Annotated in this window: 21 protein-coding genes and 1 pseudogene; 15 read left to right on the top strand and 7 right to left on the bottom strand. The window is 60.0% G+C overall.

Annotated elements, in window-relative coordinates; translation table 11 throughout:
• Nucleotides 1-18: 18 nt before the first annotated feature.
• The 11 genes from GBC55_RS25715 (at nt 19) to GBC55_RS25665 (ending at nt 14,495) form a co-directional block, all read left to right on the top strand.
• Entirely contained in the window at nt 19-3,354 is a 3,336-nt protein-coding gene (locus tag GBC55_RS25715) for an ImcF-related family protein (protein ID WP_247267006.1), read from the top strand.
• Complete coding sequence (gene tssA, locus GBC55_RS25710; RefSeq protein WP_162440285.1) at nt 3,351-4,937, top strand: type VI secretion system protein TssA; 1,587 nt, start codon at nt 3,351-3,353, stop codon at nt 4,935-4,937. The genes GBC55_RS25715 and tssA overlap by 4 nt, the downstream gene beginning before the upstream one ends.
• A 23-nt stretch (nt 4,938-4,960) precedes the next feature.
• A complete protein-coding gene (gene tssF / locus GBC55_RS25705) occupies nt 4,961-6,730 on the top strand; it encodes a type VI secretion system baseplate subunit TssF (protein WP_162440286.1) in 1,770 nt (589 codons plus the stop codon).
• Entirely contained in the window at nt 6,694-7,791 is a 1,098-nt protein-coding gene (gene tssG, locus GBC55_RS25700) for a type VI secretion system baseplate subunit TssG (RefSeq protein WP_162440287.1), read from the top strand. The genes tssF and tssG overlap by 37 nt, the downstream gene beginning before the upstream one ends.
• A complete protein-coding gene (gene tssJ / locus GBC55_RS25695) occupies nt 7,772-8,308 on the top strand; it encodes a type VI secretion system lipoprotein TssJ (protein ID WP_162440288.1) in 537 nt (178 codons plus the stop codon). Before tssG ends, tssJ begins: the two co-directional genes overlap by 20 nt.
• Before the next feature lie 3 nt (nt 8,309-8,311).
• Nucleotides 8,312-8,752 carry a type VI secretion system baseplate subunit TssE gene (tssE, locus tag GBC55_RS25690; protein ID WP_162440289.1) on the top strand — a complete coding sequence of 147 codons (441 nt, stop codon included), beginning with the start codon at nt 8,312-8,314 and terminating at the stop codon, nt 8,750-8,752.
• A gap of 23 nt (nt 8,753-8,775) precedes the next feature.
• Nucleotides 8,776-9,945 (top strand): type VI secretion system ImpA family N-terminal domain-containing protein, encoded by a 1,170-nt coding sequence (locus GBC55_RS25685; protein WP_162440290.1) that lies wholly within the window; start codon nt 8,776-8,778, stop codon nt 9,943-9,945.
• A gap of 167 nt (nt 9,946-10,112) precedes the next feature.
• The gene (locus GBC55_RS25680; RefSeq protein ID WP_162440291.1) at nt 10,113-11,789 is read left to right on the top strand and encodes an MFS transporter; all 1,677 of its coding nucleotides are present in this window, start codon (nt 10,113-10,115) and stop codon (nt 11,787-11,789) included.
• Between the two features lie 213 nt (nt 11,790-12,002).
• The gene (locus GBC55_RS25675; RefSeq protein WP_162440292.1) at nt 12,003-12,917 is read left to right on the top strand and encodes a hypothetical protein; all 915 of its coding nucleotides are present in this window, start codon (nt 12,003-12,005) and stop codon (nt 12,915-12,917) included.
• A 196-nt stretch (nt 12,918-13,113) separates the two neighbouring features.
• Complete coding sequence (locus tag GBC55_RS25670; protein WP_162440293.1) at nt 13,114-13,581, top strand: GNAT family N-acetyltransferase; 468 nt, start codon at nt 13,114-13,116, stop codon at nt 13,579-13,581.
• Between the two features lie 245 nt (nt 13,582-13,826).
• Nucleotides 13,827-14,495: an ATPase gene (locus GBC55_RS25665; RefSeq protein WP_162440294.1), complete on the top strand. Its 669-nt coding sequence runs from the start codon at nt 13,827-13,829 to the stop codon at nt 14,493-14,495.
• Nucleotides 14,496-14,522: 27 nt separating this feature from the next.
• On the opposite strand, the gene speF is transcribed toward GBC55_RS25665, so the two are convergent.
• Nucleotides 14,523-16,706: an ornithine decarboxylase SpeF gene (gene speF / locus GBC55_RS25660; RefSeq protein ID WP_162440295.1), complete on the bottom strand. Its 2,184-nt coding sequence runs from the start codon at nt 16,704-16,706 to the stop codon at nt 14,523-14,525.
• Between the two features lie 361 nt (nt 16,707-17,067).
• Here speF and GBC55_RS25655 point away from each other — a divergent pair, with 361 nt between their 5' ends.
• Together GBC55_RS25655 and GBC55_RS25650 are read left to right on the top strand one after the other, a co-directional pair.
• A complete protein-coding gene (locus GBC55_RS25655; RefSeq protein WP_162440296.1) occupies nt 17,068-18,279 on the top strand; it encodes a M24 family metallopeptidase in 1,212 nt (403 codons plus the stop codon).
• Between the two features lie 269 nt (nt 18,280-18,548).
• On the top strand, nt 18,549-19,334 hold the full coding sequence (locus GBC55_RS25650) for an MFS transporter (RefSeq protein WP_162440297.1): 786 nt from the start codon (nt 18,549-18,551) through the stop codon (nt 19,332-19,334).
• Between the two features lie 167 nt (nt 19,335-19,501).
• On the opposite strand, the pseudogene GBC55_RS25645 reads toward GBC55_RS25650, so the two are convergent.
• The 3 genes and pseudogenes from GBC55_RS25645 to GBC55_RS25635 form a co-directional block, all read right to left on the bottom strand.
• Nucleotides 19,502-20,509, bottom strand: a pseudogene (locus tag GBC55_RS25645) (GlxA family transcriptional regulator).
• A gap of 103 nt (nt 20,510-20,612) precedes the next feature.
• A complete protein-coding gene (locus GBC55_RS25640) occupies nt 20,613-21,491 on the bottom strand; it encodes a serine hydrolase domain-containing protein (RefSeq protein ID WP_162440298.1) in 879 nt (292 codons plus the stop codon).
• Nucleotides 21,492-21,826: 335 nt separating this feature from the next.
• Nucleotides 21,827-22,678 carry a CAP domain-containing protein gene (locus GBC55_RS25635; protein WP_162440299.1) on the bottom strand — a complete coding sequence of 284 codons (852 nt, stop codon included), beginning with the start codon at nt 22,676-22,678 and terminating at the stop codon, nt 21,827-21,829.
• A gap of 199 nt (nt 22,679-22,877) precedes the next feature.
• Between GBC55_RS25635 and GBC55_RS25630 the strand changes: the two genes are divergently transcribed.
• Nucleotides 22,878-23,492: a cell wall hydrolase gene (locus tag GBC55_RS25630; RefSeq protein WP_162440300.1), complete on the top strand. Its 615-nt coding sequence runs from the start codon at nt 22,878-22,880 to the stop codon at nt 23,490-23,492.
• Between the two features lie 201 nt (nt 23,493-23,693).
• Here GBC55_RS25630 and GBC55_RS25625 read toward each other — a convergent pair whose 3' ends face one another.
• From GBC55_RS25625 to GBC55_RS25615, 3 genes are read right to left on the bottom strand one after another with little or no spacing between them, the layout of a single operon-like run.
• Nucleotides 23,694-24,392 carry a dienelactone hydrolase family protein gene (locus tag GBC55_RS25625; protein ID WP_162440301.1) on the bottom strand — a complete coding sequence of 233 codons (699 nt, stop codon included), beginning with the start codon at nt 24,390-24,392 and terminating at the stop codon, nt 23,694-23,696.
• Between the two features lie 53 nt (nt 24,393-24,445).
• Nucleotides 24,446-24,961, bottom strand: a complete 516-nt coding sequence (locus GBC55_RS25620; protein ID WP_162440302.1) for a DoxX family protein — start codon at nt 24,959-24,961, stop codon at nt 24,446-24,448.
• A 57-nt stretch (nt 24,962-25,018) separates the two neighbouring features.
• Nucleotides 25,019-25,222, bottom strand: a complete 204-nt coding sequence (locus tag GBC55_RS25615) for a hypothetical protein (RefSeq protein WP_162440303.1) — start codon at nt 25,220-25,222, stop codon at nt 25,019-25,021.
• Nucleotides 25,223-25,652: 430 nt separating this feature from the next.
• Here GBC55_RS25615 and GBC55_RS25610 point away from each other — a divergent pair.
• The coding region (locus GBC55_RS25610; protein WP_247267005.1) for an aldehyde dehydrogenase family protein at nt 25,653-26,452 on the top strand (800 nt) is incomplete at its 3' end.

Here is a 26,452-nt window from a genome sequence, read left to right as displayed (position 1 = left end):
CGGAAATAAGGATTTTTCATGAAGAAGCAATTTAGCGTCTGGATTTTGATCCTTTGCCTGTTTGTTATCGGTGCAATGTTTATTTGGATCGACAACCCCATACTCATTGTTGCTCAAGAGTCTGAGCGACTTAAATACATGGTCGGCTTGTTGGCCGTATGTTTAATTATTGTGCTTCTGGATGGGTTTGGCGCCATGGGCGTCCGGAGTTTGGGTGCCTCGGAGTTTTTCTCGCGGGTGCACAAAGTGTTTGGAACTTCATTTGCTGAATCTGATGAGGATAAATCCGTACAAAACGATGTAAAGCAGTACCTACGCCAAAACCACGGCCCCCTCTGGCGCCACCAAACTCGCATCCTCCTCATCGTCGGCGAACCCGAGCAGATCACCGCCATTGCCCCCGGCCTCACCCAAACCCACTGGCTCGAAGGCCAAAACGCCGTCCTGCTGTGGGGCGGTAGCGTGAAGGATCCACTCGACAATGGGGTCCTAAAACAATGCCAAAGCCTCACTCGCTGGCGGGCACTCGACGGCGTCATCTGGGCCTTGAACACCAGCCAAACCACCGACGCCATCGCCATGGGCAACGGCATACGCCATCTGCAACACCTGGCTCGTGACGTGCGCTGGCAGCTCCCGCTGCACCTCTGGCAAGCGTGCGAAACCCCATGGCTACAGACCGCCCGCCAGACCCAACCCGTCGGTTGCCTGTTGCCAGGACGCGTCACTTCGATCGAGCTGGAAACCCGCCTCGATGCATTGGTCGATCCCCTGCGCCGTGCAGGCCTGGGGCAGATGCACAGTCAGATGAACCATGACTTCCTGCTGCGCCTGTCCCGCGATCTGCAGGTTGAGGGCATCCCGCGCTGGCGTCAGGCGCTTGCGCCTTTATTGGGTGAGTTCTCCCGTGGTGTGCCGTTGCGCGGGCTGTGGTTCAGCTTGCCGATGCCCCAGGCTGAAAACCCCGGCAAGCACTATTGGCCCGTCGATCCGGCCTGGCAGGGCGTGCTGGGTGATACATCGACCCACCCTCGTCGCCAGGGCTGGCCTGCCTCGCGAATCGGTTATGCGCTGGTGCTTGGCCTGGCGTTGATGTGGGGCGCGGGGCTGCTGCTGTCCTTCATCAGCAATCGCGCGCAGATCGCTCAGGTACACAGCTCGCTCGCCGCGTTACAGCAGTCAGAACAAGGCGACGTTCAACTGCTCGCACTCAATGAACTGATGCGAGAGCTGGCTCGTCTGGATTACCGCGCCGAGCACGGTACGCCGTGGTACCAGCGCTTTGGCCTGAACCCTAATCAAGACCTGCTCAAGGCCTTATGGCCGGCGTATGTCGAGGCCAATAATCGCTTGCTGCGCGACCCGGCCGCGGCCAATTTGCAGCGCCAGCTCAACGCGCTGATCAAGCTCCCGCCGGACAGTCCCGAGCGCGCCGACCGCGCCCGTAATGCTTACGACCAACTCAAGGCCTACCTGATGATGGCGCGCCCGGAAAAAGCGGAAGCGGTTTTCCTGGCGAAAACCCTCAACGACGCCGAACCCCTGCGTTCCGGAATTTCCCCAGGCCTGTGGCGAGGCCTGTCCCCGACCCTGTGGCAGTTTTACGCAGAGCAGTTGCCCGCGCATCCAGCCTGGCGCATCGAAGCCGATCCGACGTTGGTGGCGCAGGCCCGGCGGGTGTTGCTCGGACAGCTGGGCCAACGCAACGACGAGACTCACCTGTACCAGAAGGTTCTTGAATCAACCGCCAGTCACTACCCGGAAATGAATCTGCCGCAGATGGTCGGTGACACGGACGCCCAAGCGCTGTTCACCAGCCGGGCCAGTGTTCCAGGGGTGTTTACCCGTCAGGCCTGGGAAGGGCAGGTGCGTCAGGCCATCGACGCCATCGCCGAGGCGCGTCGTGAGGAAATCGATTGGGTGCTCAGCGACAACCACCGCGACCTTGCCAGCGAACTGACCCCCGACGTGCTCAAGGCGCGCCTGACCGAACGTTATTTTCAGGATTACGCCAGCGCCTGGCTGGATTTTCTCAACAGCCTGCGGTGGCAGCCGGCCGACAGCCTGGGCGATGTGATCGATCAACTGACGCTGATGAGCGATGTCCGCCAATCGCCGCTGATTGCCCTGATGAACACCTTGGCTGTTCAGGGCCAGGCTGGCATCCGGGGGCCGGCGTTGGCCGAGTCGTTGATCAAGTCCGCGCAGCAATGGGTCGCCCAGGACAAGGTGCCGCAGATCGAGCAGTCGATGCCTGGCGCAACCAGCCCGCTGGACGCAACCTTCGGGCCGCTGCTGGCGCTGCTCGGCAAAGAGGTCGACGGAAGCAGCGAGCGGTTGAGCCTGCAGGCGTTTCTCAATCGAGTGACGCGGGTGCGTTTGAAGCTGCAGCAAGTGAGCACCGCAACCGATCCGCAGGCCATGACCCAGGCCCTGGCGCAAACGGTGTTTCAGGGGCAGAACGTTGATCTCACCGACACCCAGTCCTATGGCAGCCTGGTCGCCGCCAGCCTCGGTGCGCAGTGGGACGGGGTCGGTCAGACGCTGTTCGTGCAGCCACTGGAACAGGCCTGGCAACGGGTCTTGCAACCCTCGGCGGCGAGCCTCAACAGCCAGTGGCAACGTGCGATCGTCCGTGACTGGCACAGCGCCTTCGCCGGTCGTTATCCCTTTGCGGTCACCACCAGCGATGTGTCCTTGCCAATGCTGGGCCAGATGATCCGCGCCGATTCGGGGCGCATCGAACAGTTTTTGCAGCAACAACTGGGCGGTGTGTTGCGCAAGGAAGGCAGTCGTTGGGTGGCCGATTCCCGGCACAGTCAGGGGCTGCGTTTCAACCCGCAGTTCCTGGACGCGATCAATCAGCTCAGCCACCTTGCCGACGTCCTCTACACCGACGGCGGCATGGGCCTGAGCTTCGAACTGCGGGGCAAACCCGTGCGCGACGTGGTGCAAACCACTTTCACGTTGAACGGCGAAACACATCAGTACTTCAATCAGAAGGAAAGCTGGCAGCGTTTCAGTTGGCCGGGCTTCAGCGACCATCCGGGCACGAGCCTGACCTGGATCAGCGTACACGCCAACGAGCGCCTGTTCGCCGATTACGAGGGCAGTTGGGGGTTGATCCGTCTGCTGGAACAAGCCCAGGTCACGCCCCTGAACGACAGCGACAGCCACTACCGTCTGCGCCTTAAAGCCCCCGATGGACTGGACCTGACCTGGCACCTGCGCACCGAACTGGGCGCCGGACCGTTGGCGTTGCTCAAGCTACGGGACTTCACCTTGCCGCAGCAGATATTTCTCAGCGAGGGCAGTGCCACAGAGCCTTCGGCGAAAAACGGGAGGGCCGGATGAGTTTGCGCACATTGATAGCCCGATGCCTGGGTGAACGCGATGCCCTGTCACTTGCTCAAGAACAGTCGAATCGCTGGGCATCCTGGCTGGAACCCATCAGTGACAGCTCGGCTGTCGGGGAGGATCCGGGGTACGACGATGACTTCCAGCTCATGCGTGAAGAGGTCAACAAGCTGTCCGGAGCCGACATTGATCAAGTGGTGCTGCTGGCGCGCAAGCTTCTGACTCAGCGTTGCAAGGACCTGCGCGTGGCCACTTACTATTTGTGGGCACGCTTGCAGAAAGACGGTGAGACCGGTTTGAGCGATGGCCTGAGTTTGCTGGCTGCCCTGATAGAGCGCTACACCAGCGACGTACTGCCTGCGCGATCTAACAGTCGCAGGATGGCTCTGGAATGGCTGACCAGCGGCAAGGTGCTGGACAGCCTTTCGCTGTACCCGGAAGTCGTGAAGGACGAGGCAGAACGCACGGTGGCCGCACTCGCCTGGCTGGAGCGCGGTCTGCTGGCCTGGCCGGAGGATCAACGTCCGGAACTCGGTGCTCTGTACGGTGCGTTGTCCGCCCGACTGGCGCAGTCGGGCGGCGTGGATGCGCTGGTTCCGCAAAACACGGCCAGCCATGAGTCGAACGCGCAAGCGACTGCGACGAGCGCTACGGCCATCAAATCCGGGAGGGATCTGCTGGACAGTGGTAGGGCCTTGTCCGGTTACCTTCGCGAGCAGCCACAAGGTTGGCTGGCGGCCCATCGATTGATGAAGAGCCTGCGCTGGGACACCGTGCATCAGGTACCGCCCCAGGACGCTACCGGGATGACACGCCTGACGGCGCCCCGTGGCGAATACCGGGCACAACTCAAGCGACTGTACCTGCAACAGAGCTGGAATGAATTGCTTGATCAGGTCGAACGAATCTACGCCGAAAGCGTGAACCATTTCTGGCTGGACCTGCAGTGGTACCTGTGCCAGGCGCTGAGCAAACAGCCGGCGCCGCAGGACAGTTGGGCCGATATTGCCAAGCGGGATCTGGGCATGTTCCTGGAGCGACTGCCGGGCCTGGAGGAGTTGAGCTGGAGTGATGGAACGCCTTTCGCCGACCAGACCACCCGGGAGTGGATCGTGCAGCACGTCAGCGGCAATCGTCCCCAGCAGTGGTTGCCTGCACCGGCAGTTGCTCCCGCGAGTGCGGATGCAGATGTGCTGTCGCTGGAGGGTGAGGCATTGGCTCAGGCAGACAGCGACGGGGTGGAACACGCGCTGGCCTGGCTGGCCGCGCGCCCAGGCATACAGACCGGACGGCAGCGGTGGTTATTGCGCCTGTTGATGGCTCGGGTGGCCGAGCAGTGTGGCAAGAGCGATCTAGCCATTCATTTGCTGGGCGAACTGGAGGTCACGGCTGATCGCCAGGCGCTGGCCGACTGGGAGCCCGACCTCAATTTCGAAGTCAAGGCGCGCCTGCTCAAGCTGTTGCGCCTCAAAGCGCAGCGCAATCATGCCGACAAAACCACGCTGGGCCGGCGCACGGAGTCGCTGCTCGCGGCGCTGGTGGCGATTGATCCGGTACGCGCTGCAGTGCTCTGCGGTTAACTCTCTTTATCAGGATGATTTCTTTGAGCATGGACAATCTGACACTGCGTTACTTCGACGCCGAAATGCGCTACCTGCGTGAGGCCGGTCAGGAGTTCGCTGAAGCGTTCCCGGACCGGGCCGCGCAGTTGAATCTGGACAGGTCAGGCGCACGCGACCCTTATGTGGAGCGCTTGTTCGAGGGCTTCGCTTTCTTGATGGGACGGTTGCGCGAAAAGCTCGACGATGACCTGCCCGAGTTGACTGAAGGTCTGGTCAGCCTGCTTTGGCCCCATTACCTGCGCACCATTCCGTCGCTGTCCATCGTTGAGCTGGCCCCGGAACTCGCACAAATGAAACGCAGCGAACGGATTGCGACAGGCTTTGAAGTGCTGTCGCAGCCCATCGGGCCCCGGCGTACCCGATGCCGCTACACCACCACCCAGGACCTGATACTGCAACCACTCGCGCTTGAGTCCGTGCGGCAGGCTTACGAGCCCGATGGCCGTTCGCTGTTGCGCCTGCGTTTTACCTGCGGCGCGTTGACCGACTGGAGTGAGATCGACCTGAGTCGCCTGCCGCTGTACCTGAACGCTGATGCCCCGTTGGCGAGTGCGCTGCATCAGGCGTTGACCCTCAACACCCAGGCGTTGTACGTGCGCTGGCCGGGGCAGCTGGATCGTCAGCCACTCAAAGGTCATTTTTCGCCCAAGGGGTTTGCCGATGAGGATCGCTTGTGGCCAAAGGGGGAGAGCGCTTTCAGTGGTTACCAGCTGCTGCTGGAGTATTTCACCTTCCGCGAGAAGTTCATGTTCGTGACCCTCTGTGGGCTGGAACATCTGACGATTGTTCCGGGAACCGCCTGGTTTGAACTGGACGTGGTGCTGGGCGAGCCGTGGCCTCACACCTTCAATCTCGGCGCCGAACACCTGCGGCTGAACACAGTGCCGGTGATCAATCTGTTTGCGTTGGAAGCCGACCCGATGGCCCTGGCACCCCTACAAACCGATTACCTGCTCAGACCCATGCGACTGCAGGACGGCCATACCGAAATCTATTCAGTGGATCGAGTGACCTCATCCAGGGATGCCGAGCGGCAGGACTATGTGCCCTTCAGCAGTTTTCGCCACAAAGGCGGTATGTTGCGCGATGACGCACCGGAGCGGTACTTCCATACGCGGCTGAAGCGGGGAGCCAACGGCCTGCATGACACCTGGCTGATTCTGGGAGGCGAGGGGTTTGACAAGGATCGACTGGACGGCAAGGAAAGCCTGTCGCTGCGCCTCACCGGCACCCACGGCCAGCTTCCGCGCAAGGCCTTGCAAAGCACCTTGCTGGACACGCTGGTGCAGTCCTCGCAGATCGGTTTGCGGGTGCGCAATCTGTGCGCGCCCACCTTGCCGTGCTACCCGCCCAATCGCGACCGATTTCACTGGCGGGTACTCAGCCACCTTGGGTCGAATTTCCTGCCGATGCTCGACAACGCCGAAGTGCTGCGAGGCACGCTGGCGCTGTACGACTGGACGGACAGCGAGCTCAATCGCCGCCGCCTGGCAGCCATCGTCGAGGTCAAGCACCACGTGGTGCAGCGCTTTGAAAAAGGCTTTTTGCTGCGTGGGGTGGACATAGAAGTCACGCTCGATGCCCATGGCTTTTCCGGCGAGGGCGACATCAGCCTGTTTGGCGAAATGCTCAATCGCTTCTTTGGTTTGTACGCCGACATCCATCTGTACAACCAGCTCACTCTCATCCTTCAACCTTCTGGAAAATCCCTGCGATGGAACGAGAATCACAGTCAGCGTATTCCCGGCTAAACGCCAGCGGATTACTCGAGGCGCTGGAGGGGCGGGTGGCTGAGGCCAATGTGTATCGCTTCTGTCAGTTGCTGGAACAGGCATTACCCGATCACCCGCCACTGGGCAGTACCACTCACCCGGCGGATGACCCGGTGCGTTTCCGACCCGACCCGGGGATGGGTTTTCCTGCCGGTGAACTCAAGGGGATCGAAACCGACGTCAACCATCCGCAGCGTCCGGCCACGGTACGCACGCGCCTGCTTGGGCTATACGGGGTGGACTCGCCGTTACCGACGACGTTCCTGGACGACATCGCCCAGCGTCGCGAAGGTCATGAGGCACTGGAGGCGTTCCTCGATATTTTCAACCATCGGATCTTCACCCAGTTCTATCGGATCTGGCGCAAGTACTCGTATCCGGCCGCCTTCGAAAAAGGTGGCACCGATGCGACATCGCAATGCCTTCTGGGCTTGATCGGCCTTGGTATTCCCGGCACCGCCAAGCAGATCGCAACGCCTGTATCGCGTTTTCTGGCGCTGCTGAGTGTGATGCGCCTGCCCACCCGTAACGCCGAAGGCATTATTGCGCTGGTGACGCTGTTGGCACCCGCCACTCAAGCGAAGGTGACGGCCCATTGGCCGCAGAGGATTTCGCTGGCTCAGCCAGCCAGTCTTTCCACGCTCCGTCCGGTGAGTCTGTCCCAAGGCACGCCGCTGGGCAGTGTCGGGCACGACGCCAACAGCCAGCTGCTGCTGTCGTTGTTCACCCACGATCCGGACGAGGCGTCTGGATGGTTTCCGGGTGGGCAGTTGCACGCCGATCTGCTGGTCCTGCTGCGTGTCTATCTGGGCTGGCGCTGCACCGCCAAGTTGCGCCTGTCGCTGCCAGTCAGCAGCCTGCCGCATCCGAGGTTGGGGCGAGCATCGGTACAGCTCGGAATGACCGCGGTATTGGGACTGGGCTGCGCAACCCGAACCGGCGCCGAGCACGACACCGTCACGATCAATCTGGGCCGATACCAAGGTCTTCGAGATAATCCACACAACAGGGAAACACACCATGTCGCGTACCGTTTTTAACCTCGTGGTACTGGCTGTTATTGGCACATTGCTCGGTGCTTGTGGTGTGACCCAAACCGTCTCGGATGCCAGCACGTCCACCGCCAGAGCGATTTTCTACAAGCAGGTCACGACCTTGCACCTCGATTTCAGCGGGCGAGCCGCGATCAATACTGACGCGACGGACATGAACGCGCTGTCGGTACCGACCTTGGTGCGCGTGTATCAGTTGCGTGACGGGAAGGCCGTGGAAAAGGCCTCCTATGACAATTTGCTGAGTCATGACGACCGGGTACTCAGCGCGGATCTGCTGGACAAACGGGCCGTGGTCGTCAAGCCGGGGGAGGGAGCGCAGCTCAGTGTGCCCCTGGACAAAGACACGCGTTTCGTCTCGGTGGTCGCTTTGTTTCGCCACCCCGATAACCAGATGAATACGTGGCGCGTGACCCTGGCCCGAGAGGAGCTGGACCCCGATCTCGCGCGGGTCATCGAATTGGGTGACAACCGATTGACCTTGCGACCGCTGGCCAGGGAGTAGCCGATGACCCCGCTCAATCCTTCACTCTACGAAACCTTGCTGCAGAACTTCGATGGGGAGCTGGACCTGCATCAAGTCGCCGAAGAGGATCAATACACGCTGTCAGTGCTGGACAATCTGCAACGCATCCTCAATAGCCGGGCGGGTGCGCTGGACCATCTGCCAGATTACGGTCTCCCGGATATGGGTCACATTCTTCAGGGGTTACCCGCTGCGGCGCATGGGCTGATGAAGACCCTGGCGGACACCCTCATTCGCTACGAACCTCGCCTGGTTTCAGTGGACATTGAACTGCTGCCGCAGCTTCAGCCGGGTCATCTGGAATACGCGCTGGACGTGCAGCTCAAGGGCGGTCAGCGGGTAACCTTCGGCACCACGCTGTGCGCCGAGGGCAAGGTTCTGGTGCGCCACTTGAAGCGCCAGAGCTGGGTCGCACAATCGTAAACCTGTAACGGAAGGGAAGCTGTATGACGGTGTTGTTTGAAATGCGTATTCGGGTCGGCGGTGATCCCCGGGGCTCCGCCGAGTTTGGGGCACTGCGCGATGAGTTGGCCAAGTTGAACCATCCGGCGTGTCCGGACGTGGACTGGGCGAGGGTCGAGCAGCTGTGCCTGACGCTGTTCCAGCAGAACGGCGGCGACCTGCAAACAGCCGCGTCCTTCGCGCTCGCGCGCAGTCATCGCTATGGTCTTGAAGGCATGGCCCAGGGGGCGTCGCTGATAGAAGCGCTGGCCTGCGAATGGTCGACCCTATGGCCGCCGGTGCCGTCCGTGCGCCTGGATATCCTGGCCTGGCTCTTCGCGCAACTGCAGTGGCTGTTGCGCAGCCTGGAGATCGATGGGCGAAACCTGCCTGCGCTCCTCCAACTGGGCACTGAGCTGCAGCGGTTGCACCAGCGTCTGGATCATCAGGTGCACGCCCCTTTGGTTGCGTTACAGGCGCTGCGCCAACAGATCGAAGCCCTGATATTACGGATGCAGGGACACCCCGTATCGGGCGTCATGACGCCGTTGCCGACGAGAGGGTCGAGTCCGGCATTGTTGATGCCCGTTGTCGTTGTGCCAGCGACCCCGATGCCCGAGATGAAATCTTCGAAGCGTCGCCTCGTGATTTGTCTGTGTGCCGGGGCGGCCTCGATCCTCTTGGCAAGTGGACTGTGGTGGCAGACCTCGGGCGCGAACAAGGAGGGCTCGCCCGGTCTCATCAGCCTGTTTAAGCCGGAGCAAACCGTTCCCACGCCGGTGCGTCTGAACAGCCTCTCGCTGTTCAAGGCGGGCAGCGCCGAGTTCAACCCTGACTCGACCAAGGTATTGATCAGCGCCCTGGTCGACATCAAGGCCCAGCCCGGCTGGCTGATCGTGATCACCGGGCATTCCGATGCCAAGGGCAGCGCTGAAAACAACCTGCAGTTGTCCCATGCGCGTGCATCTGCCGTACGGGGCTGGATGCAAACCATGAGCGACATCCCCGATAGCTGCTTTGCGGTGCAAGGGCTCGCGGCGAGCCAACCGATCGCCAGCAATGACACCGAGCCGGGCCGTGCGGCCAATCGGCGTGTCGATATCAGCCTGGTGCCGCAAGTGGGGGCGTGCGGGCAGGCGGTGGAGCCCGGTTTTAACGCGATGTCGAGTGGATAACTGCGCGATCCTGATTATGCTTAGGAAACCTTGCAGCGATGCGAGGCCGTCAGCCTGTTCGAATGCTTTAAGCAGTCCGTAATCCGATGACATCAGCCCCAGGGCCTGGGTGCGGCGAGGGTAGTGAGGTACTCCGGCCTACAACAAGAGATAGACGGAGAACACTCATGGCCGCAATCGACAACACCACCACGGGCAGTGCGCCCAAGCACAGCATCACCAAGGAGGAGCGCAAGGTTATCTTTGCCTCCTCCCTTGGCACGGTGTTCGAGTGGTACGACTTTTACCTGTATGGCTCACTGGCTGCGATCATCGCGAAGCACTTCTTCGCCGGGGTCAACGAGACGACGGCTTTCATCTTCGCGCTACTTGCGTTCGCGGCGGGGTTCGCCGTCAGGCCCTTTGGTGCGATCGTGTTCGGTCGGCTGGGGGACATGATCGGGCGCAAACACACCTTTCTGATCACGATTGTGATCATGGGTATCTCCACGGCCATCGTCGGTTTCCTGCCGGGATACGCGACCATCGGGGTCGCGGCACCGATCATCCTGATCACCCTGCGCCTGTTGCAAGGCCTGGCGTTGGGCGGGGAATACGGCGGTGCGGCGACGTATGTGGCCGAACATGCACCGAAAGGTAAACGGGGCTATTTCACTTCGTGGATTCAAACCACCGCGACGCTAGGCCTGTTTCTGTCGCTGCTGGTGATCCTCGCCTGCCGGACCGTACTCGGTAACGAAGCCTTCGAAGCCTGGGGATGGCGGATTCCGTTCCTGCTGTCGATCCTGCTGCTGATCGTCTCGGTGTACATCCGCCTGCAACTCAGCGAGTCGCCGGTGTTCCTGAAAATGAAGGCCGAAGGCAAAGCCTCCAAGGCACCGCTGACCGAGTCCTTCGCACGCTGGGACAACCTCAAGATCGTGATCATGGCATTGCTCGGCGGCACGGCGGGGCAGGCAGTGGTCTGGTACACCGGGCAGTTCTATGCGCTGTTCTTCCTGCTGCAGACGCTGAAAATCGATGCGCAGACCGCTAACCTGTTGATCGCGGGTTCGCTGTTGATTGGCACGCCGTTCTTCGTGATCTTCGGCAGCCTGTCCGATCGCATCGGCCGCAAGGGGATCATCATGGCCGGCTGTATTCTGGCGGCGTTGACCTACTTTCCGATCTTCCATGCGTTGACCCAATACGGTAACCCCGACGTGTTCGTCGCGCAGGAAAGAAACCCCGTCACGGTGATCGCCGACCCCGACCAATGCTCATTCCAGTTCGACCCGGTGGGCAAGGCCAAATTCACCAGCTCCTGCGACCTCGCCAAGACCTTGCTGGCGAAACGAGCCATCCCGTACAAAAACGAGAAGGCTGAGCCAGGAACGGTCGCGCAAGTGCGCATCGGCGACAAGGTGATCCCCAGCTTCGATGGCGCCAGCATGCCGGCTGCGGACTTCAAGACCCGCAACGATGCGTTCACGGCCACGTTAGGCGCGGCACTCAAGGAAGCCGGTTATCCAGAGAAAGCCGATCCGGCGAAAACCAACTACCCGATGGTGCTGCTGCTCCTGACCATCCTGGTGATCTACGTGACAATGGTGTACGGCCCGATCGCCGCCTGGCTGGTGGAGCTGTTCCCGACGCGCATCCGCTACACCTCGATGTCGTTGCCGTATCACATCGGCAACGGCTGGTTCGGCGGCTTCCTGCCCACGGTGGCGTTCGCCATGGTCGCGGCGACGGGGGATATCTACTACGGGTTGTGGTACCCGATTGTCATCGCCGTGATGACGGCCATTCTGGGCACGTTCTTCCTGCCGGAAACCAAGGATCGGGACATCCTTAACGACTGACGGCCGGGCCCTCTCTCGCGAGGGAGAGGGCCTCTGCTGCGTCGATCGGTACCCCGTTATGAACGAATACGGTCCACCCTACTCAAAACAGTGCCCACCCCGGGATGACTGGACTTCAGTCAGATAACACCCCAATCGACGCCGCGTTCATCGGCGAAGCCAGCCTGGATGGCGGCGCGTCTCGACTCTCTCTTACAAGGAAGCAAGAACCTCATGCAGCAATCCTCATCTGCGTCTACACCGGCCACCGGTGCGTTAATAGCGTCCTTCCGCCATGGCAAGGGTTTCCCGATTTTCATCCTGGTCGTCGGTCTTGTCATGCTGGGCATGGCGTGTTTCGTGCTGTACCTGAGCACGATTCTGCCTGCAGGCAGTTCCGGACCTGTGAGTGTGACCTCCAGCCGCGGCACCCACCTGGATTTCTCCAGCCCGCAAATGATGATCTATTTCGCCAGCGCATTCCTGGCGGTCATCGCCGCGGGCCTTTTTGGTCTGTTTGTCTGGCAAAAGCGCTTACGTCAGGGCAGCTATGAAGTCTACGAACATGGCATCGCGCACATCATCGGTGCGAAGAAGGACTACGTTCCTTTTGTTCAGATCGAAGACCTTTATCTCTTCAGCTCCGGGCAGGCGGCGATCAGCGGCCTGATCACCAACCTGGCGTACCGGCGCAATGCAAACGAGCCGTTTCACCGGGTCATTCATTCCCTCAAGGGTTTTCTAGACTTCCAGCAGCGGGTGCGCGAGCTGCATGTGCGCGAACGCCTCCCTGCCGTCATGCAGACTCTGGAAGGCGGCGGGGTGGTGACTTTCAAGTACGTACCGAGCAGTGCGGTATGGGGCAAGCGCATGAAAGGCAATTTCCTTGATGTGGAAACGCAGCCAATCTTGATGACGCGCGAGTTCCTGGAGGTGCAGGGTCGCAAGGTGCCGATGTCGAGTTTGCGCACCGTGGATTTGAGTGCGTGGAGTGAATTGGTGGTGATCAAGGACGAGGCAGGGAATGAAGTGCTGTCGACAGTCTGCACCGGGATTCTGAGCCACGACCTGTTCCTCGCCACCCTGGACGCGATTCTGGATGACGCGGCGTCCAGCCGCGCCGAGCCTGTCCCGGTGTTGCAGGATTGACAATCCAGCGCGCCAAACAACACTATCGAACCATGAACGACACACTCAGCATGAACATGATGTGCACTTCCATGACTGCCTCTGGCGGACCATGAGTTCATGCGTGCTTGTTAACTGACGTAGTAACCCAAAGGCCCCGCCAGAAATGGACGGGGCTTTTTAATGCGCCGTCCGCCACTGGCTGATGGAGATCGAAATGTTGGACATCAAACGAGCCCGGTACGACGACTGCGTGACAGCCTTCGACATTCGCCTCAAAGCGATACGGCATCAATGCATCGGCGCGTATACCCCGGAACAAATGCAGGCCTGGACAGCCGGGAAGGCCGAGGACGGCTATTGCGACCTGATGGAAAAGCACTTCTATCTGGGGTGCATCGAGGGCGAGCCGGTAGCAACGGGAATGCTTGACCTGAAGCACAAGGAAATCGGCGCGATCTTTGTGCTTCCGGGGTTCATGCAGCAGGGCATTGGCAAGCGGATGCTTGATTTCCTGGAGTCCCTGGCTCGGGAGTTGGGGCTGGATGACGTCATCCTGGACGCTACGTTGAACGCGGCTGACTTCTACCGGCGATGCGGCTACGTGGGAGAGCAGGTTGCGATTTACCAGTCACCGTCGGGGCTGCAACTGGCGTGCGTGCCGATGGTGAAAAGGATTTTGTAATTGCGCTACGCCCCTGTTGCGAACACCAGCCCTGTAGGAGCTGCCGCAGGCTGCGATCTTTTGATCTTTAGAATCACAGTCAAAAGATCGCAGCCTGCGGCAGCTCCTACAGGGATCCTGGCTGATACACGGACACCCAACCATTCGTTTAATCGATAACCACCATCAAGAAATGCATCTTCAGTATTTCCATCAAGAGAGGAAGATAACCACATACCGAACTCGCCTTTGAAGGAACCTGTGCGATGAGACTCTCTTCCCTGCTGGCCATTGCCGCCGTTCTCACGGGCAGCCTCGCTGCCACTGCGCCTGCCTACGCCGCCGACCGGTCCTGCCACTTTCTCCCTGTTGCGAACAGCTCAGCCGATCTGCGTCATGCCCGGTCGGTCGGGGTGATTTACAGCGAAAACACCCTCAACACGATCGAATACCTGGAGCAGTACCACGCGGTCGCGGTGAATGGCGCGAGGAACCCTCAGCTCGACTCGCGTATCAGCAGCGCGTTCGTCAGAAGCTCCGAGCCGACCATGGCGATTGACTGGTTGATGGGGTCGTTGCAGAAGGAGTTCGCATCGGTCAAGGTCTATGACAGCCTGGACGCGGTCGTGCAAGCTCATCCGGACGTGGTGGTGATGCTGGATTCGTACAGCCGCCTGGTGTCCAAGCGCAATCCGCAGGTGCAAGCGCGATTCCTGGCGAAGTTCTATGACTCGAATCTGCAGTACATCGGCCAGGCCGAAGGCTCACGGGAAAAGCAGATGCCTTCGCTTTGGGTTCACGGCAAAGCGGCGCCGGAGATTGCAGCGCAAATCGATCAGCAAACCGAGTTGCAAATGACCGCCTTGAAGCAGTTCGATACCTCGCTCAAGGCGTTGGTGAGCGCGAGTGATGTGGCTCAGGTCGCGATTAAATAAGGCGACCTGGCCACGCATTAACTCGCGTCAGTTCTTGATCACGTACCCATACGCACGGATACGCCCTTCAACTTCCTTCAAGTAAACGCCTTGAAGTTCCGGGGTAAAACCTGGCAACGCGTTAATCCCTTCTTCCAGCGCCAGGAAGTACTTGAGCACCGCGCCGCCCCAAATTTCCCCCGGCACGACGCAGAGCACGCCCGGCGGGTAGGGCAGCGCACCTTCGGCGGCGATGCGTCCATCGGCATCGGCCAGCGCCACCAACTCGATGTTGCCCCTAATGAATTCGAACTGCGCAGCCTGGGGGTTCATGGCCTTTTTCGGGAAGTGTTCCTTGCGGAACATCTGTTTCTGCAACTGCTGCACATTGTGATTGCGGTAGAGGTCGTGCATCTCCTGGCAGAGCTGGCGAATGGTGTAGTTGCGATAGCGCGCTTCGTAACGCGCATAGATGGCCGGCAATACGCGGCTCATCGGAGCGTTGTCATTGACGAAGCGTTCGAAACGCGCGATTTGCGCGGCGAGGTGGGTCATTTTTGCCCAGTCTTCAGCCGGGGTCAGCAGGAACAGAATCGAGTTCAGGTCGCACTTTTCCGGAACGATGCCGTTCTCGCGCAGGAAGTTGGCGAGAATGCCGGCATGAATGCCGAAGTCGGTGTAACTGCCATCCACCGGATCGATGCCAGGGGTGGTGAACAGCAATTTGCACGGGTCAACGAAGTACTGCTTTTCCCCGTAGCCCTGGAAGGCATGCCAGCGATCCTTGGGATGAAACTCGAAAAACCGCAGGTCATTGGCGATTTCTTCAGTGGGGTAATCCTCCCACGCTCGGCCTTCGATGGTCGCGGGCACGAACGGGCGGACCATGGTGCAGGCTTCCAGGATCAACTTGCGTGCGTCGATGCCGAATTTCACGCAGTCATCCCACAGCTTCAGGCCACTGCGGCCCGAGTGGATTCGCGCGTTCACGTCCAGCGAGGCGAAAATCGGATAGAACGGACTGGTGGATGCCTGGGACATGAACGCGTTGTTCAATTGTGCGTGGTTGCAGTAGCGGGCTTGTCCTTTGATGTGGCGGTCTTTTTTGTGCACCTGCGAAGCCTGGGAGAAGCCGGCCTGCTGCTTGTGCACCGATTGGGTCACGAAGATGCCCGGGTCGTCCGCGTGCAGGTCCAGCAGCAGTGGCGAGCAGTCTTTCATCATCGGGATGAACTGTTCGTAGCCCACCCACGCCGAGTCAAACAGGATGTAATCGCACAACTTGCCAATGCGATCGACCACCTGACGGGCGTTATAGACAGTGCCGTCATAGGTGCCGAGTTGAATGATCGCCAGGCGGAACGGACGCGGTTGTTGGGCCTTGTCCGGCGCCACTTCAGCGATCAATTCGCGCAGGTATTCTTCTTCAAAACAGTGGGCGTCGATGCCACCGATGAAGCCATAGGGGTTGCGCGCGGTTTCCAGGTACACCGGCGTAGCGCCTGCCTGGATCAAGGCACCCTGGTGGTTGGACTTGTGGTTGTTGCGGTCGAACAGCACCAGGTCGCCAGGCGTCAGCAGTGCGTTGGTAACCACCTTGTTGGAGGCCGAGGTGCCGTTGAGTACGAAGTAGGTCTTGTCCGCGTTGAATACTTTGGCCGCATGTTTCTGCGCCAGCAGCGCCGGGCCTTCATGGATCAACAGATCGCCCAGCTTGACGTCAGCGTTGCACATGTCGGCGCGAAACAGGGTTTCGCCAAAGAAGTCGAAGAACTGCCGACCCGCCGGGTGTTTGCGGAAAAACTGACCGCCCTGGTGGCCAGGGCAAGCGAACGTCACGTTCGCCGATTCGGTGTAGCGCTTGACGGCGTCGAAGAACGGCGGCAGCAGGCTCTCTTCGTAGGCCTTCGCGGCGGTCTCGAGCTGGTGGCCATGGTATTCGACGTTGTTGCGTGAACGGTCAAAAATACCGTTGACCTGCAGCAGTACGTCTTCCAGGTGCTTATAGACGTCGCGTGCGCGGTTGCCGGTGCCGGGGGAGGTCGCAAGGAAAATCGGAATATCGAAACCCGTGCGCTGGAGCGATTCCAGAGCGCCTGCCATCACGTCTTCGACCGAGAACACCGCAACCGCGATGTCGGTGTAGTCGGTCTGACTGATGGGTACCACCTCCCTGTAGGTCTGAAAACAATCGATGGCGGTATCACTGGCAGCTATCTTCAAGATTTTCATGCGCAAATTCTCCTGGCGGACAGTCACTTGTCCGCTGTTTTTCAAGCGATCAATTTACTCAGGGATCGATGAAAACACCCTGATCCAAATCATGCCAACACTGGTTATAGACGTGATTGACCAATTTGGAAGGTGGGTTCGGACAATCTGGAGTCGACGACTGACGACGGGTTGAAAACCGGCCTCTGATTGACGCGGGGCGCGCGCACCCCCTTGAACATGTGCGCATGACTACAGCGGATCTGACCAACTACAGGTCGGATTCGCGCAAAAAACCTGTCCTTGCATCTGTTCGAATGATCTCCAGCGGCCCACCAGAGTGGCGCCCTCTGTCGCTCAATCACTGACAAGGATCTATGACATGCAAATGCCGAAAACCATCCAGATCAAGAACGGCGAAAAAGTGAGCCCGACGTTCTCGGCTCACGAATACGCCAACCGTCAGGCCAAACTGCGGGCTTACCTGGCGCAAAATAATATTGACGCGGCGGTCTTCACTTCGTACCACAACATCAACTATTACAGCGATTTCCTGTACTGCTCGTTTGGTCGTCAATACGCGCTGGTGGTGACCCAGGACAGCGCGGTGACCATCAGCGCCAACATCGACGGTGGCCAGCCATGGCGCCGGACCGTCGGCACCGCGAACATCGTTTACACCGACTGGCAGCGCGACAACTACTTCGTCGCCATTCAGCAAGCGCTGCCCAAGGCCGGTCGCATAGGAATCGAGTTCGATCACCTGAACCTGCTCAACCGCGACAAGCTCGCCAGCCGCTACCCGCAGGCCGAGCTGGTGGACATCGGCGCACCCTGCATGCGCATGCGCATGATCAAGTCTGCTGAAGAACACGCGATCATCCGTCACGGTGCTCGCGTGGCGGACATCGGGGGCGCGGCCATCGTCGAAGCACTGCGCGACCAGGTGCCGGAATATGAAGTGGCACTGCACGCCACCCAGGCGATGGTGCGCGAGATTGCCCGCACCTTCCCGGACTCGGAATTGATGGACACCTGGACCTGGTTCCAGTCCGGCATCAACACCGACGGCGCGCATAACCCGGTCACCTCGCGCAAGGTCAACAAGGGCGACATTCTCAGCCTCAATTGCTTCCCGATGATCGCCGGTTACTACACCGCACTGGAACGTACGTTGTTCCTGGATCACTGCTCCGACGAGCACCTGCGGTTGTGGGAGGTCAACGTCAAGGTGCATGAGGTCGGCCTGAAACTGATCAAGCCAGGCATGCGCTGCTGCGATATCGCGTTGCAACTGAACGAAATTTTCCTCGAACACGACCTGCTGCAATACCGCACCTTCGGTTACGGGCACTCGTTCGGCACGCTGAGCCATTACTACGGCCGCGAAGCCGGGCTGGAGTTGCGTGAAGACATCGACACGGTGCTTGAGCCGGGGATGGTGGTGTCCATCGAGCCGATGATCATGCTGCCGGAAGGCCTGCCGGGTGCAGGCGGGTATCGTGAGCACGACATCCTGATCGTCAACGAGCAGGGCGGGGAAAACATCACCAGGTTCCCGTACGGGCCAGAGCACAACATCATTCGCAAGTAAAACATCGCTCACTGAGTCTTTGTGGCGAGGGAGCTTGCTCCCTCGCCACAGGGTTGGTGTTCATCGCAGCGTTACTGATCCGTATAGAGCGGCTGATTCACCACGGATTTTTGATTCGGGCTTCAAAAAAACAACGCATGCGCGTCGAAGAGCGCGCAGCACTTACTGACCCTTAACCCTGCCAAGTAAAACAATAGAGGGTATTTGTCATGTCCCACGTCTCGACGGTTCAACCCGATCAACGCACCTCTACCCCCCGGAGGTGCCCGATGAGCACCGCAAGCCTTAACCCAACCCTGGAACAGGCCCGTGAACAGACGTCCGAGCGCAAGGCCTTGCGGCGCGCGGCCAGTGCCAGTTTCATGGGCAACTTCGTCGAATGGTTCGACTATGCAGCCTACGGCTATCTGGCCACCGTCATCGCACTGACCTTCTTTCCACAAACCGACAAGGCCAGTGCGTTGCTGACGGTGCACCGGCGCAGCGTGATGATCGGGATTGGCGTGACGTGCCTGAACGCCGTGGCTTTCTATCTGTTGCTCAGCTACATGCCGACCTATTTGTCGACCGAGATGGGCATGAGCGAGAGCGACTCGTTTCTGGCATCGACGGTGTCGCTGGCGACCTACATCGGGCTGATTTTCCTGATGGGCAAACTGTCGGACCGCTTCGGGCGCAAAACCATGCTGCTGACGGCGTCGGTGTTGTTTCTGGTGCTGACGTTCCCGCTGTTCGGCATGCTCGAACATCAGCCGCTGCTGGTGATTCTGATGATCCAGATTGCCTTCGGCGCGATCCTGGCCATGAACGACGGCACCTTGCCATGCTTCCTCGCCGAGATCTTCCCCACGCGCGTGCGTTTCAGCGGGTTTGCTTTCAGCTTCAACATTGCGAATGCGGTGTTTGGCGGGACGGCCCCGTTTATTGCGACGTGGTTGATTCAAATGACCGGGAACAAGATGGCACCGGCCTGGTATTTGTTGGCCGCGGCAGCGGTGGCGTTGGTTGCGATGCTGGCGAGCCGGGAGACGGCGCATAAGGCGTTGCAGGATTGATCCGGGATGCCCTGAGTCGTTGTTGGTGATTTTGAGGGCGCCATCGCGGGCAAGCCCGCTCCCACAGTGACCGCGTCCGTCTAGATAACTCGGTCTAATGTGGGAGCGGGCTTGCCCGCGAGGGGGCCATCAGGAACACCCTCCATTTCAATCCCGACGCCAACCCATCAATGCACCGCCGCCACCTGCTTGCGCTCACCAATCGGCGATACACCAAAAAACCGGCTATAGCATTTGGAAAAGTGTGCCGGCGAAACAAAGCCGCAGGCGAGGGCGATGTCGCGGACCTGCGATTCGCTTCGCAGCAACAGCTGTCGTGCCCGCGACAGGCGCAGTTCCAGGTAGTACTGGCTCGGTGTGCGTTGCAGGTGTTTGTGAAACAGCCGCTCCAGTTGACGCACCGACACCTCGTTCAAGCGTGCCAGTTCTTCCAGGCTCACCGGCTCTTCAAGATTGGCCTCCATGATCGCCACCATCTGGCTGAGCTTGGGCTGGGAAGTACCGAGTTTCTGTCGCAACGGCACGCGCTGCTGTTCCTACGCTCCGCGCACCCGATCACACAACAGTAACTCGGCGGCATGGGCGGCGATGTCTCGTCCACCCGGTTCACGGGCAATCAGCTGCAAGGTCATGTCCATGGACGCCACACCGCCGGAACAGGTGAAACGGTCGCGATCGAGCTCGAACAGCTGATTGGAGATGATGATGCCGGGGAAACGCTCTTTCAGGGCCTCGATGTCTTCCCAGTGAATGGTGCAGCGATAGCCCTTGAGCAGGTCGGCGCGGGCCAGCAGATGACTGCCGGTGCAGATGCCCCCCAGCGTGACCTGTTGATGGGCGAGTTTGCGCAGCCAGTTGAGCAGCGGCCGACTGCTGTGGTTGGACACGATAGGGTTGGAGCCGACCACGAACAGAATGTCGAGTTTGGGCGCGTCTTCAATCGAGTAATCCGGAAGGATGCGCATGCCGTTGCTGGCCGTGACCGGGTCCAGCGTGGCGCCGATGACTACTGTGCGAAACATCGGCTGGCGCGCCGCCATGTTGGCCATGCGCAAGGTTTCCACCGAGGAGGCGAAGCCGATGGTGGTGAAGTTGGGTATGACGAGAAAGCCTACGGTTTTCACGGGCCGTTGTTCATTGGCCACACGTTCTGCAGGGTGGATTTTCGCCTTCATCAATACGCTCCGCTTTACCTGTGACGCGTTCTGCGCAAGCACTGGGCGGGCGCAGCGTCATCTCTTTTTTATGAGAGTGACCCTGCGGTCGGGTTATTGAATCTTACACCCAGTGCTCGCTCAACAGACGCACGGCTTCGGCCTCAACGGCCCCTTCGTCGGCGCCGTCGGAAAAGACGGCGCAGGTGGTGCACTCCTGACCGCACACACTGTTGTAGATCGCCACCACACTGCCAGGACCGCCACCGGTGTGGCCGCTCAGAATTCGTCCGCCGTCGACCGGGCCGTGCATCAGGCCGAGCCCGTAGCCGGGCGCAACCCAGGGACGTCCGGGGATCGGTCCGCCGAGCGTTCGGGTTGTTTGCATTTGAGCGAGCAAGGCGTGCGTCAGGAGCTCGCCGGTGAGCAGTCGGTCAAGGCACAGCGCCGCTTCCACCAGCGGTCCGACGAGCAGGCCGTGATAGACCCAACCCGGGTTGTAGTGGGTGGCCGTGCCCATGTTCACGCCGTGCAGGTCGATTTCGGTACGGGCGAGGCGAATGCGCGATAAACCCAAAGGGGCGAACACGCGTTGCGAAAGCGCTTCACCGAGTTCGAGCCCGGTGACGCGCTCGATGAGTCGAGCCACATACCAATAGCCCACATTCGAGTAGCGCCAGCCACTTCCCGGTGCATAGCGCAGGCGGGTTGCCTCGAGTCGTTGCAGCATTTCCTCGGCCGGCCACGGTGTTTCATGGCGGGCAACGGCGGCATGGTAGTCGGCAAGTTCACTGTAATCCGCCAGCCCGGCCTCGTGGCGCAACAGCTGGCGCAGGGTGAAGGGGCCTTCGGGCAATTCGTCATCCAGTGCGATCAGGCCGTCGCGGACAAGTGACAGTGCCGCCGCCGCGAGCACGGTCTTGGTGAAGCTCCACCACGCAACCGTGGCATCCGGTCGATCAGGCGTGAGGGGAGAACCGTTCGAGACAAGGGAGAAAAGCATCGCTGACTGCTCTAAGTGGGGGCGCGGGGAGAGTTTGCCAGAATGCCAGGCGTGCGACGAAATGATTGAACGAGAAAGCGACTGGATCCTTCAGCACCACGACGATCCCCGCGATTGCAAGGCGCTAAAGCCATCGCCGTGGACTTCAGGTTGATCAGGCGTGCCCCAGTGCAATCGCAAACGACACAACAATCATGCACGCGAACGCAAAATTGAGATTCATGAAGATGTCTTCCATAGATTTTAAAAGTGCGGCCATTTTGACCATCTCTGGAAGAAATAAAAAACTCGGCTGCATGATTTGAAAGATCATGGAAATTGATAGCTGCCGGTCCTCACTGCGTGCCGAACATCGCTGTCCAGTAGATGCCGGCATCGCTTTTCGGGTCCACCGCGTACGCCGCACCCAGTTCCTTGTACTGCGGGTTCATCAGGTTGGCGCAGTGGCCGGGACTGGAGATCCAGCCATCGACGACCTTTCCAGCGGTGTCTTGCCCGGCAGCGATGTTTTCGCCGATCTGCTGAGCGTTATAGCCCGACAGTTCTGCCCGGTCACCGGGGGTGCGGCCGTCGCGATCCTTGTGATCGAAGAAGTTGTTGTTGGCCATGGAACGCGAGTGCGCCTCGGCGGCGGTTGCCAACGATGCATTCCAGGCCAGCGGCGTGGTGGCAGCAAAGGATTGCGAGCCGCACTGGCGGGGTTGGCTGCGGGCGTTGTTGAGCTGGGTCAGCAGTTTTTGTCCTTCCGCCTGCCAGTCACCCAAACGGCCGGTCAGCAGCGGTCGTGCCAGCACGATGCGCCAGTCCCGGTCTTCGTGGCGGACACCGATGTCAACGAACTGCGGGTCGAGCACTACGTGGCAGAAGCTTTCCTGAATGGCTTTCATGGCCGACGGCGCATCGCGTGGCCCGGACAGGGTGATGACTTGCACGTTGACCATTGGATAACCCGCGGTGGCCATGGCCTGTTGCAGGTTGCGGGCGCTGGCATCGGACAGCGCCAGTCGCGGATCACCCGCCAGTGGGGGTAGCTCCGGTGCTACCTGATCGGCGCAGCGTTGGGGCTGGCTGCGGTAGGCGTTGATCGAGTCGATGAGTTGTTTTTCTTCCGCGGCCAGTGCCTGGGTGGCGAACGACAGGCTCAACGACAACGCGGCAAGACGCATGGCAGATGGTATGAAACGCATGGAAATCCCCTTGAACTGACTGCGCCCATGATGCGCGATTTCACCCCCGCAAGCGCAATGTCTTTTTGCGCCGAAATACAGTTTGTTGCGTGCCTGTTGAAATGGATTCTGGCTACTACAATCAAGCCAGGTCACCCTTGAATCGGGTGATAGCGTCGCAAATGCGTTGCCCGAATCCGTTCCCTCAGAAGGGTCGATCATGCGATTGATGTGGATAGCAACCTGCCTGGCAATATCCCTTTTCAGCAGCCACGTGTCGGCCACTGACCAGGAACAGAAAAAGGCCGAGGACAAGGCCGAGGTACTGGAACAAAAAGCCGCAGAGAAGAGCGCCGATGTCCCGGTACCCAAAGCCGAGGCCATCACCACCTCCGAAGTTCAGGCCGTCGATCCTGCCGGTAAGTCGCCACTGGATGATGCCATCACCTGCCTTGCACGCTCCATTTATTGGGAGGCCAAAGGGCGTAAAACCAATGAAATGGAAGCGGTTGCCAGCGTGGTGATGAATCGCCTGGGTCATGAAGGTTTTCCGGACACGGTGTGCGCAGTGGTGAAGCAAGGTTCGGAAATCAAAAACTGCCAGTTCTCATGGTGGTGTGACGGGCGCTCGGATCAGGTCAAGGAGGACGCGGAATATGCCGTCGCCAAGGAAATCGCGCGCAAGGCACTGAACAAGACCCTCAATGATCGTACGTTGGGCGCGATGTATTTTCACGACAAGACCGTGAGGCCGGATTGGGCGGGCAAGTACATCAAAACGGCGGATATCGGCCGGTTCCGGTTTTACAAGCCGCGTGGGGGCGATGCGAAATAAGCACGAACCTCAGGCGGGTTAGTCACGGCCCGGTAGGAACCGGGCTTGCTCGATGGGGCCGTGTCAGGCGAAATCAATAGTGAATGCATGACCGCCATCGCGAGCAGGCTTGCTCCCACAATGGATTTTCGCCAGACACTGCTGAAAAAAAAATGGCCCCAACATCAATCGATGAAGGGGCCATTTCAGTGGGCGCCGATTTTACAGTTCCTGGCCCAGGAAGATCAGGGTATTGCCATGGGACTCAGCCGCTGCACGCTGGTTGTAGCTGTCGCGATGGGAGCAGTTGAAACCATGTTCAGCCTGCGGGTACACGACGATTTCGACGTAATCGTTGTTTTCGAAACGCTCGGCGATTTGTTCCACGGCGTCCAATGGAATGTGGCTGTCCTCTTCACCGAAGTGCATCAGGAACGGGACGGTGATTTCATCGGCACGGTCCAGCTGGTTCTGAATGCCACCGCCGTAATAAGCGATCGCCACGTCGACCAGGCCGTTGGCGGCGGTGTGGTAAGAGAGCAGGCCGCCGAAGCAGTAACCGATGGAGGCGACACCGCCGTCCAGGCCAGGCTGGGACTTGAGCGCTTCAATGGTCAGCTTGATGTCATCCTGGGCTTTGCCGACGTCCGTGGCGTTCATCAACTCGACGGCACGTTTCCAGCCGGCTTCGTCGTAACTCAGCTCGATGCGCGGGCCGCTGCGCCAGAACAGGTCCGGCGCGATGACCAGGTAGCCATCGGCAGCGTACTGCTCGGCGACGGAGCGAATGTGTTCGTTGACGCCGAAGATTTCCTGGATCAGCACGATCCCCGGGCCTTTCTGAGTGTGGGGAATGGCCAGGTACGCGCCGAATTTACCGTCGGCGCTGTCGATTTCGATCCATTGGGTGGTCACGCTCATGGTGGCTCCTGTCTACTCGAGTAAGGTGGGGTGAAGGCTGCCACGTTAACATTTCAATGATTGTTGCGACGCCAGAAAATTCGCGACAGCAGTGCATCGAGGCTGAGTTTGCCAGCGCCCGTGAACAACAACGGCATGAGGGCAACGAGGTAGATCAGCGGCAGCTTGAAGTTGCCGTGGCCCTTGTTGCTGATGGCATAACCCTGTGCAAGCTCACTTAATGTAGACCAATCGGCCGGCCAGTGAACGGCAGCGGTCGCGACGATGGTGACCACGATCAGAATGACGGCTGAAACCCGTGTTCCCAGGCCCACCAGAAGGGCGAGGGCGCAGATCAGTTCGGCCCACATCGACAGCTCCCAGTTGAAGGTCGCTGGCACATGGTTGAACGGAAACGGAAAGCGCTCCTGGATGTCGGCGAACCAGTTCTGGCCATTCCATTTTTCCAGCCCGGACTCGAAGAACTCCCAGGCGAGGAACACCCGCAAGGTCAGCGGCGCGATCCAGCTTCCGGCACGGTCGAGGTTCAGGTGCAGGCCTTTGACGGCCGAAGAAATTGAGGTGCTCATGGGCATTGTTTCCGTTCAGTCAGGGAGGTGGGGCAACGGCGTGCCCCCCGCAATGGGTTACTCGCCGGCGCCACACTTGCCTTCGCCGCATTTGCCTTCAGCGGGTTTTTCCGCCGTATCGGCCTGGGCCTGGCTGTAGCCGTGGGCCAGCTGCTTCATGCTGAAAGCTTCGGATTCGGAGGCCGAAGCGGCGCTGGACAGGGCCAGGCCACCCGCGAAGAGCAGGCCGAGGGTCAGGGAGGACGTCGAGAGTTTGAACATGGTGATACTCCGTTGCTGAGTTGAGTGATGCGCTTTGATCGGCTTGGCCAATCGACAGGCAAATTTCAACAGGCGGGTGTATCGGTGATGTGTCGTGGAGGTGGGGGTTTGGGGGATAGTGTGTCGGGACACGGGTCGGATACAGAGTGATACGTGTATGCGAAATATTAATGCCCCCACGATCTCTGTAGCAGCTGCCGAGCCTGCGAGGCTGCGTTCGGCTGCGAAGCAGTCGTAATCCCGATACATGCGATGTACCTGAATGACCTGTTCACCGGATCTGGCGACTGCTACGCAGTCGAACGCAGCCTCGCAGGCTCGGCAGCTGCTACAGGGCGAGGGAGGACAGGGAGAGAGGGCGGGTGATGATGACGCCCCAACGGTTTTCCGGTACCTTTTCCGCCCGCCCATTGCATGGTGAATCCGCTTCATGTCTCTTGCGCTCGAACGTCTAGTCGCTGGCACGCCGATCCCTTTCGCTGGTAACCGTGTCTCTGTCGTCAGCCCCGAACTGGCCGCGCGATTCCAGCCTGGTGACCATCTGCTGGTGGAACAGGTCAGCGGCGAACTGTTGCTGATCCCCGTGTCCGACCAGCAAGCGGCAGCGGTGGCGATCGAGCGTGCTGAGGCGGCGTTCAAGGCTATGTCCAACGTGTCGGATCAGGCGATCAGCGAGTTTTTCGACCGTTTCGCCCAGTGTCTGGAAAGCCAGGAAACCTGGGCGTTGATCGAGGCTGCGAATCTGGCCGATATCGAACGAGCCAGGTCGCGCGGACGTTCTACTACGCGGTTGCTGGCCAATGAACCCATGCGCCGGGACATGATCGCCGGCCTCAGGGCCTGGCGCGATGCGTCGGCGACTCGCGGTAAAGTGATCAGCTGTGTCGAGCATGATGGCTGGACAGTCGAGCAAGTGATCTCGCCGCTGGGCATCGTCGCGTTTGTGTTCGAAGGCCGGCCGAATGTCTTTGCCGACGCCGCTGGCGTACTGCGTACCGGCAACACCGCCGTGCTGCGCATTGGCAGCGATGCATTGGGCACCGCTCAAGCCATCGTCACCCATGCACTGAACCCCGCACTGGCCGATGCAGGATTGCCCGCCGGCGCCGTGTCGCTGGTGGAAAGCGTCAATCACGCTGCGGGCTGGGCCATGTTCGCCGACCGACGCCTGTCGCTGGCGGTGGCCCGCGGTTCGGGTCGAGCGGTCAGTCAGCTCGGCAGTATCGCCCA

Origin of the sequence: Pseudomonas sp. TNT3, from assembly GCF_010095445.2 — a bacterium.
Lineage (GTDB): Bacteria > Pseudomonadota > Gammaproteobacteria > Pseudomonadales > Pseudomonadaceae > Aquipseudomonas.
This window is presented reverse-complemented; position numbering and strand designations above follow the sequence as displayed.

Excerpts from the sequence above, each read along its gene's own strand:
- GBC55_RS25715 (WP_247267006.1), top strand. The coding sequence starts at position 19 with ATGAAGAAGCAATTTAGCGTCTGGATTTTGATCCTTTGCCTGTTTGTT.
- tssA (WP_162440285.1), top strand. The coding sequence starts at position 3,351 with ATGAGTTTGCGCACATTGATAGCCCGATGCCTGGGTGAACGCGATGCC.
- tssG (WP_162440287.1), top strand. The coding sequence starts at position 6,694 with ATGGAACGAGAATCACAGTCAGCGTATTCCCGGCTAAACGCCAGCGGA.
- tssJ (WP_162440288.1), top strand. The coding sequence starts at position 7,772 with ATGTCGCGTACCGTTTTTAACCTCGTGGTACTGGCTGTTATTGGCACA.
- tssE (WP_162440289.1), top strand. The coding sequence starts at position 8,312 with ATGACCCCGCTCAATCCTTCACTCTACGAAACCTTGCTGCAGAACTTC.
- GBC55_RS25685 (WP_162440290.1), top strand. The coding sequence starts at position 8,776 with ATGACGGTGTTGTTTGAAATGCGTATTCGGGTCGGCGGTGATCCCCGG.
- GBC55_RS25680 (WP_162440291.1), top strand. The coding sequence starts at position 10,113 with ATGGCCGCAATCGACAACACCACCACGGGCAGTGCGCCCAAGCACAGC.
- GBC55_RS25675 (WP_162440292.1), top strand. The coding sequence starts at position 12,003 with ATGCAGCAATCCTCATCTGCGTCTACACCGGCCACCGGTGCGTTAATA.
- GBC55_RS25670 (WP_162440293.1), top strand. The coding sequence starts at position 13,114 with ATGTTGGACATCAAACGAGCCCGGTACGACGACTGCGTGACAGCCTTC.
- GBC55_RS25665 (WP_162440294.1), top strand. The coding sequence starts at position 13,827 with ATGAGACTCTCTTCCCTGCTGGCCATTGCCGCCGTTCTCACGGGCAGC.
- speF (WP_162440295.1), bottom strand. The coding sequence starts at position 16,706 with ATGAAAATCTTGAAGATAGCTGCCAGTGATACCGCCATCGATTGTTTT.
- GBC55_RS25655 (WP_162440296.1), top strand. The coding sequence starts at position 17,068 with ATGCAAATGCCGAAAACCATCCAGATCAAGAACGGCGAAAAAGTGAGC.
- GBC55_RS25650 (WP_162440297.1), top strand. The coding sequence starts at position 18,549 with ATGAGCACCGCAAGCCTTAACCCAACCCTGGAACAGGCCCGTGAACAG.
- GBC55_RS25640 (WP_162440298.1), bottom strand. The coding sequence starts at position 21,491 with ATGCTTTTCTCCCTTGTCTCGAACGGTTCTCCCCTCACGCCTGATCGA.
- GBC55_RS25635 (WP_162440299.1), bottom strand. The coding sequence starts at position 22,678 with ATGCGTTTCATACCATCTGCCATGCGTCTTGCCGCGTTGTCGTTGAGC.
- GBC55_RS25630 (WP_162440300.1), top strand. The coding sequence starts at position 22,878 with ATGCGATTGATGTGGATAGCAACCTGCCTGGCAATATCCCTTTTCAGC.
- GBC55_RS25625 (WP_162440301.1), bottom strand. The coding sequence starts at position 24,392 with ATGAGCGTGACCACCCAATGGATCGAAATCGACAGCGCCGACGGTAAA.
- GBC55_RS25620 (WP_162440302.1), bottom strand. The coding sequence starts at position 24,961 with ATGAGCACCTCAATTTCTTCGGCCGTCAAAGGCCTGCACCTGAACCTC.
- GBC55_RS25615 (WP_162440303.1), bottom strand. The coding sequence starts at position 25,222 with ATGTTCAAACTCTCGACGTCCTCCCTGACCCTCGGCCTGCTCTTCGCG.